General features: G+C 58.1%; 7 protein-coding genes. 2 read left to right on the top strand and 5 right to left on the bottom strand.

The features are described from left to right. Positions 1 to 161: 161 nt before the first annotated feature. Positions 162 to 752, top strand: a complete 591-nt coding sequence (locus tag PQR62_RS25455; RefSeq protein WP_408160879.1) for a hypothetical protein — start codon at positions 162 to 164, stop codon at positions 750 to 752. A gap of 356 nt (positions 753 to 1,108) precedes the next feature. Here PQR62_RS25455 and PQR62_RS25450 read toward each other — a convergent pair whose 3' ends face one another. From PQR62_RS25450 to PQR62_RS25430, 5 genes are all read right to left on the bottom strand, one after another. After that, the gene (locus PQR62_RS25450) at positions 1,109 to 1,837 is read right to left on the bottom strand and encodes an ABC transporter ATP-binding protein (protein ID WP_408160878.1); all 729 of its coding nucleotides are present in this window, start codon (positions 1,835 to 1,837) and stop codon (positions 1,109 to 1,111) included. Position 1,838: 1 nt separating this feature from the next. After that, the gene (locus PQR62_RS25445; RefSeq protein ID WP_408160877.1) at positions 1,839 to 3,791 is read right to left on the bottom strand and encodes a branched-chain amino acid ABC transporter ATP-binding protein/permease; all 1,953 of its coding nucleotides are present in this window, start codon (positions 3,789 to 3,791) and stop codon (positions 1,839 to 1,841) included. Positions 3,792 to 3,795: 4 nt separating this feature from the next. Next, positions 3,796 to 4,686 (bottom strand): branched-chain amino acid ABC transporter permease, encoded by an 891-nt coding sequence (locus PQR62_RS25440; RefSeq protein ID WP_408160876.1) that lies wholly within the window; start codon positions 4,684 to 4,686, stop codon positions 3,796 to 3,798. Between the two features lie 270 nt (positions 4,687 to 4,956). Continuing rightward, the gene (locus PQR62_RS25435; protein WP_408160875.1) at positions 4,957 to 6,108 is read right to left on the bottom strand and encodes an ABC transporter substrate-binding protein; all 1,152 of its coding nucleotides are present in this window, start codon (positions 6,106 to 6,108) and stop codon (positions 4,957 to 4,959) included. A 145-nt stretch (positions 6,109 to 6,253) separates the two neighbouring features. Next, positions 6,254 to 6,631 (bottom strand): acyl-CoA thioesterase, encoded by a 378-nt coding sequence (locus PQR62_RS25430; protein WP_408160880.1) that lies wholly within the window; start codon positions 6,629 to 6,631, stop codon positions 6,254 to 6,256. A 523-nt stretch (positions 6,632 to 7,154) separates the two neighbouring features. On the opposite strand from PQR62_RS25430, the gene PQR62_RS25425 reads away from it, so the two are divergent. Next, on the top strand, positions 7,155 to 7,547 hold a 393-nt coding region (locus PQR62_RS25425), incomplete at its 3' end, for an NAD(P)/FAD-dependent oxidoreductase (RefSeq protein ID WP_408160874.1).

The following is a 7,547-nucleotide window of genomic DNA, read 5'->3' as shown; positions in this document are numbered from 1 at the left end:
GAGCCAAAATCCGATGTTCTTCCATTCGCAATGGAAATTCTTCGCTCAGTCGAGTTTATTGATGACTAAAACTCGGCATACAGAAAAATTAGCGTATCTATTTTCAGTCTTATCAAAGCTGGCTGTTTATAGACACTAGTTTTCTCCAACTACGAAAAGCCATGAGAACGAACATTTTACGTTTCCGCATTTCATCGATTTTCTTACTATTAGTCTCGGTTCAGGCGGTGGCATTCCCTAAAAGCATCAAGCGCGAAATCATTCGCAATGAGCAAGTCGCAAACGAGATGAAAGGATTGACTGGTGTCCACTATGGGTCGTGTCGTGTTCAATTTACCGACTCGATATCCAGTGAAGTGGACGATTTCACCTATCTGACGACCAAACATCCATTGAAAATGGATTGTTACAGTTCGGAGGAAAAGCTTGTCAATGAAAGCTGGGTGAAATTGAATACCAGGACAGGCATTTGGGAAACCCATTTTTCAGGAAACAAACGCGATCGCAGGCTGCTGGAGAAAAAAACGAAGGTTTACCAGATACAAGCAGTGAACAGCCAAGGCTATGCAGTCACGGTAGATGATATTAACGGAGACCCAAAAACACGAGATCGTGAAATGTATTTCTGCTTGCTACGCCCACCCAAGGCAGTTTGTGGCAATGGGCCTGCAATGCGCCTGAGCAAACCAGAAACAAACATTCTCCCTCAGCTTTTCGAGCTTCTTCGTTCGGTCGAGTTTATTGATGACTGAAAACCAGCGTACTGAAAAAATAATTCGATCTGCTTTTAGTCTGGCCAAATCTGGTTACGCAGAAACTCTCATCGTGCCTGGCCTGTTAGCGGGCATTTCCAATGTGGCAGAAGCAGGCGTAGCCGCAATGCATAGTGTGGATTTAGGTAGTGAGTGCCATATACAGGCAGCAAATTGGAATCAATCTCCGGCCATCCCGTTCTTTTCTTGCTGTACATAAAAAGAAAAGGTGCGCCAACGGCGCACCTTAATCAGGTGTCAGAGGTATCGCTCCTCCTTAATATACCCGGCGCGTGGCCGCTTTCGCGGTGCGCGCGTCTGAGTATTCTTGCGCTGGGTGTTCAGCTTCTTCGGTCTCAGTGGCCCGCGCCTCCGCCCAGGTAGGCGGCTTTCACCGCCGGGTCGTTCTGCAGTTTGTCGGCGGGACCGTGGACTGAGATCTTGCCGTTTTCCAGCACATAACCGTAGTCCGCGACGTTGAGCGCGGCGGCGGCGAATTGCTCGACCAGCAGCATGGTGACGCCCTGCTCTTTCAGACGCGAGATGATGCGGAACACTTCTTCCACCAGAATCGGCGCCAGGCCCATCGATGGTTCGTCCAGCAAAATCACTTCCGGGTTGAGCATGACGGCGCGCGCCATGGCTAGCATCTGCTGTTCGCCGCCGGAGAGCGTGCCGGCCAGTTGCGTCTGTCTTTCCTTGAGGCGCGGGAAGAGTTCCAGCGCCCGCTCCAGATCGTGCGCGATGTCGCCCTTGGGTCGCGCCCGTGTGAAACGCGGAAAGGCGCCCAGCAGCAGGTTGTCGGTGACGCTCATGGTGGCGAACACGCGGCGCCCTTCTGGCGAGTGCGCAAGGCCGGCGCGAGCGATCTTGTGCGAGTCGAGGCCGGTGACGTTTTTGCCGCCCAGCATGACTTCGCCGCCCTTCGGTTTGATCATGCCGGAGATGGCGCGCATGGTGGTGGTCTTGCCGGCGCCGTTGGAGCCGATCAGGGTCACGACCTTGCCTTTGGGCACGTCCATCGAAATGCCGTGCAGCACTTCGACCTTGCCGTAGGCGGCTTGCAGATTGGTGATGGTCAACATGTTATGCCCCCGCCTTGTTGGGTTCTGCGGCGCCGCCGCCGAGGTAGGCTTCGATGACCTTGGGGTCGGCCTGCACCTGCGCCGGCTTGCCTTCGGAAATCTTCTGGCCGAAGTCGAGCACGGTGACGGTGTCGCAGATGGACATGACGACGTCCATGTGGTGTTCGATCAAAATGATGGTGATGCCGGCTTCGCGGATCTTGCGGATGATGGCGATCAGCTCCTTGATGTCGGGCGCAGTGAGGCCGGCGGCCGGCTCGTCGAGCAGCAGCAGGCTGGGATTGAGGCCGAGCGCGCGACCGATTTCCAGCAGGCGCTGTTTGCCGTAAGGCAGATTGCGCGCTTCTTCGTTGGCCAGATTGGCCAGGCCGACAAACTCCAGAATCGCGGCGGCGCGTTCGCGCGCGGCGCGCTCTTCGCGGGTGTAGCGCGGCGTGTTCACCATCACGTCAACCACGTTGCTGTTGAAGGTGTGATGCAGGCCGACCAGCACGTTTTCAGTGGCGCTCATTTCACCGAACAGCTGCACATTCTGGAATGTACGCGCGACGCCGCCCAGCGCGATGGTGGCAGGCGTCGATCCGGAGATCTGGCGACCATCGTATTCCACCGAGCCATCGGTCGGACGATAGATGCCGGTAAGCACATTCATCATGGTGCTCTTGCCGGAACCATTCGGCCCGATCAGGCCATGTACGGTGCCCTTGCGCACATCGAGATCGACCTTGTTGAGCGCCTTGAGGCCGCCGAACTGCATCAGGATCTGATTGACCTTGAGCAGCGTGGCGCCGTCGTCCTTGACGGCAGCGGTGGTGATCACCGCTTCGGTCTTGTCGCCGCTGATCTGCTGCGCCAGCGGCTGCGGCTTGCTCAGCATGCGGCCGAACAGGCTGCGGCAGAAACCGACGATGCCGTCCTGCAGGTAATACACCACGAACAACGTCATCAGACCAAAGATGGTGAGACGCCAGTCGGTGATGTTTTCCAGCTTGAAGGCGAAGGCGGCCATCAGCACCACGGCGATCACCGGCACCATGATTTCGCGCGGTGTCTTGGTCTTCTTGACCACCGAGGCAATCGCCCCCAGCACCACGATGACGGCGGCGACGGTGGCAATCTGGCGGAACAGTTCGATGTCCGACAGCAGACTGGGCAGCATGACCACGATCATGGCGCCGATCAGTGAACCGATGCGCGACTTGCGGCCGCCCATGATCACCGCCAGCAGGAACAGAATGGTCAGCTCGAAATTATAGGTATTGGGCGAGATGTACTCTTCCGAATACGCGTACAGGCACCCCGACAGACCGGCCAGCGCGGCGCTGATGATGAAGGCATAGACCTTGTAGCGATACACCGACACGCCCATGCAGTCCGAGGCGATCGGGCTGTCGCGCAGCGCCTGGAAGGCGCGTCCGAGGTTGGACTTGAGGATGCGATGCACCACGATCATGGCGACCACCATCAGCCCGGCGACCAGATAGAAGAATTGCACTTCGCTCAGCTTGTCGCCGCCGAAAGTCGGCTTGGGCACCTTGATACCGAGCGGGCCTTCGGTGAGGAAGGTCATCTCGTTGATCAGGATCTGGATGATGGTGCCGAAGGCCAGCGTCACCATCGCCAGATACGGGCCGGTCACGCGCAGCGCAGGCAAAGCGAGGATCGCGCCGAATACCGCGGTCACCGCGATGCTGGCCGGCATCGCCACCAGAAACGGCATGCCCAGCTTGAAGTAGAACACGCCGGTGGTGTAGGAGCCGATGCCGAACAGGCCGGCATGGCCGAGCGAGACCTGGCCGGTGTAACCGACCACGATGTCGAGGCCGAACAGCAGGATCGCGTAGATCAGAATGGTTTCAATCAGGTGCAGGTAATACGGGTTGTGCACCACCAGCGGCACACCGGCCAGCGCCAGTACGCCGAGCAAAGACAGCAGCAGAATTTTCTTGTTCATTGTGTCAGACCTTCTTGATCGCAGTTTTGCCGAACAGTCCTGCAGGTTTGACTGCCAGCACCAGCAACAGCAGCAGCAGTCCGGGGACTTCCTTGTAGCCGGTCGAGATGTAGAAGCCGGTGACGGTTTCGGCGATGCCGAGGATCAGGCCGCCGACGATGGCGCCCATGCCCGAGGTCAGACCGCCAATGATCGCTACCGCAAATGCCTTCAGGCCGAGCGCCGCGCCCATGGTGGCGCCGGTCAGCGTCAGCGGCGCCACCAGCACGCCGGCGAACGCGGCGGTGGCCGACGACAGCGCGTACGAGAAGGTGATCACCATGCTGGTGTTGATGCCCATCAGGCCGGCGGCGTCACGGTCGTTGGAGGTGGCGACCACCGCCTTGCCGTAGATCGACTTGCGGTTGAAGATCTCCACCGCCAGCATGATCGCCAGCGCGCCGACCACCACCAGCACCTGCAGCGGTTGCACGTTGGCGCCGAAGATCTGGAACGGTGCGCCCGAGATCGGGCTGGGGAATGGCAGATCGTCCTTGCCCCAGATGTTTTCCGCGACGTTCTTGAAGATGATGGCGAGTGCGATGGTGGACATGATCCAGCCGAATTCGGACTTGATCTTGATCGCGGGACGCACGCCTATCCATTCGACGAACATGCCCTGCAATGCGCCGAACACCAGCACGATGGGAATCATCAGCCAGTAGTTGAGATAAGGCCCGCCGTGGATGTTGCCGACCACGCTGAGGCCGACCAGCGCGCCCAGCATCAGGGCTTCGCCCTGACCGAAGTTCAGTGTGCCGGAGGTGGCGAAAGTGAGTTGATAACCGAAGGCGATCACCGCGTAGATCATGCCTAGCGCGATGCCGCTGAAGACCAGCTGTAACAGAATGTCCATTGTGTATACCCAAGAAGCGGCTGCCGCCGTGTGGCAGGTTGAGTACGAATGAGATCAGCGCTTGCGGCCTGACGGCGAACGGATGGCTGAGATGCGGCGCAGCGCAGGCGACGCTATCAACGCTGATACGCCCTGCCCTGGCCTGCTCCGCTCCGGCGCCATGCCGGCCTGCAAACGACAACCCCTCCCGCGACTCTGCGAAAAAGGCCAGTCCCCGGATCGCAAGGACTGGCCTTTATCTTTTTATGACCAGTTGATGTCGGTCAGATCTTATTTACCGAGGACGACGCGGCCGTTTTTAACTTCGCCCATGACGACCATGGACGGTTTGATGGCTTCGTGATCGTCGTGGGTGAATGGCTTGTCGTAGGTGGTCACGACGCCTTCCACTTTGGTATTCAGATTTTCCAGCGCGGCGCGCACTTTCTCGCCGTCGGTACTGCCGGCTTGCTTGATGGCGGCGGCCAGCAGATAGATAGAGTCATAGCCTTGCGCAGCGGACACGGCCGATGGCATGCGATCGACCTTGTAAGCCTTTTGATAGGCTTCGATGAAGGCCTTGCGCTTGGGCGTGTTGCCGTCCTGAATGAAGGTCTGCGGCATGCGGGCGCCGTTGCCGTTCTTGCCGGAGTTGTCGATGAAGTTACCCATCGACAGCGGCCAGCTGCCGATGATAGGCACGTGCCAGTTCAGCTTTTCCATGCCGTTGGCAATCTGCGCCAGTTCCGGGCCGATGCCGTAGGTCAGCACCACCTGCGCGCCGCCCTGCTTCGACTTCAGCAGTTGCGCGGTCATGTCGACGTCTTTGATGTTGTATTTTTCGATGGCGACCGGGGTGACCTTCTTGGAGGCCAGCACCTTTTCCAGATCTTCACGGCCGAGCTGGCCGTAGTTGGTGGAGTCGGCCAGAATTGCAACCTTGGTGTACTTCTGCTTGTCGACCGCTTCGTCAGCCAGCATCTTGGCCTGGATCTGATCGCTGGCCGAGGTGCGGAAGATGTAGTTGTCCTTGTCCTTTTCGAACTGCTTGGTGATCACGCTGCCGGTGGCGACGTTGTTGATGACCGGGATCTTGGCTTCCTGATAGAAGCGTTGCGAGGCCAGTGCCACACCGGTATTGATGAAGCCGACGGTGGCGACCACTTTTTCCTTGTTGATCAGTTCCTGCGCGATCTGCACGCCGCGCTCGTTCTTGGCTTCGTCGTCGCGCTCCACCACTTGCAGCTGACGACCCAGCACGCCGCCGGCGGCGTTGATGTCGGCCACGGCCAGCTTGACGCCGTCGCGCATCGAAGCGCCCATCGGAGCGGAACCGCCTGTGAACGGGCCGGATACGCCGATCTTGATCGGATCGGCTGCCTGGCTGCTCAGCGCCAGGCTCATCAATGCAGCGGCTACCAAGGCTTGTGTCTTGTATGTCATGTCTTCCTCCAGGGGTTTAATTATGTTGGCTAGCACATCTTATGGCGGGCTAACTCATTCACTTCCACCCTGGCTCTTGATTGTGGTCGGCCGGGTTGTCGTGGAAGTGTCGGGCTGATTCTGTCGCATCTACCTTTCTCGAAACTTACAAGCCTGTCAGGAGTTGGCAGAGCGCTTCGGGCAAGGGCGTCGATTTTTCTTTTGCAAAGTCGACCCAGACGATCTTCGCGCCGCCCTCAGCATAGATGATCTCCGGATCGGAGGCGCCCTTGATGACATAAGTAGTTTCCACACTCGTGCGGCCCAGCGCGCCGGCATACATCTCGACCACGATGTCGGCCGGATACTTGAGCTGGCGCAGGAAGGTGCAGTTGGCGTTGACGATCACCGGCCCCTGCCCGCCGCTCATGGAGCCGGTCACGGCCTCTTCCAGCCATTCGATGCGGCACTGCTCCATGAAGCGGAAATAGACCGTGTTGTTGACATGACCCAGCGCATCCATGTCGCCCCAGCGCACCGGCATTTTCGCGGTATAGATCAGCTTGCCGTGGCTGCCGGCCGGATGTTTCCTGCTCGTTTCACTGCTCATTGCCTGTCCTTTCGTTCGTGTTATCGGCCATCTTATTTACCATCTTGTTCATCGTGTTGAGTCCTATGCTGCGGACAGCGCCGGTCTACTACTGTGCGATGTATCGGTGAACTTTCATCGGCACCTCAGCGCTGAATTCCCACCTGCGCAAACCCCGTTCAGCGGCGAAAATCGCCTGCATCATCCCATTGCACGGGCCATTTTCGGCTTTTACGTTGGCCGTTTGCCAAGTCTTGCTTAACATTCTGTTATCGGCCCAGCACATATCAGCATTAAGAGCAGGGTCAAAATCCAATAAAATACGCTGCATCGCGCAAACCTGCAGCCATGATGCGTGCTCAGGATAGACCAAGGTATTTCACAAAAATACGACTATCTACTAGCGCATCATCGAAAAATACTTAACAATAGCACGATCGTTCGAAAACAGCTTTCCCATAAATATGACGAGACACTCATGACTCAAACACAAGACCTGCTCGCGCAATACGGTCCGCGCGAAGCGATGGAATACGACGTGGTGGTGGTCGGCGGCGGTCCGGCCGGGTTGTCGGCGGCGATCCGCATCAAGCAACTGGCGGCCGGGACCGGCAAGGAAGTTTCGGTCTGCGTGCTGGAAAAAGGCGGCGAGGTCGGCGCCCACATTCTGTCGGGCGCAGTGATGGATCCGCGCGCAATCACCGAACTGTTTCCGGACTGGAAAGAACTGGGCGCGCCGCTCAACACGCCGGTCTCCGAAGACCGCTTTCTTTTTCTCTCCGCCAGCAAAGCCTACAAGACCCCGTCTTGGCTGCTGCCAGCCTGCTTCCAGAACCACGGCAATTACGTCATCTCGCTGGCCAATGTCGCA

The organism is Herbaspirillum lusitanum (assembly GCF_046025995.1).
GTDB classification, from domain to species: domain Bacteria; phylum Pseudomonadota; class Gammaproteobacteria; order Burkholderiales; family Burkholderiaceae_D; genus Herbaspirillum; species Herbaspirillum lusitanum_A.
This window is presented reverse-complemented; position numbering and strand designations above follow the sequence as displayed.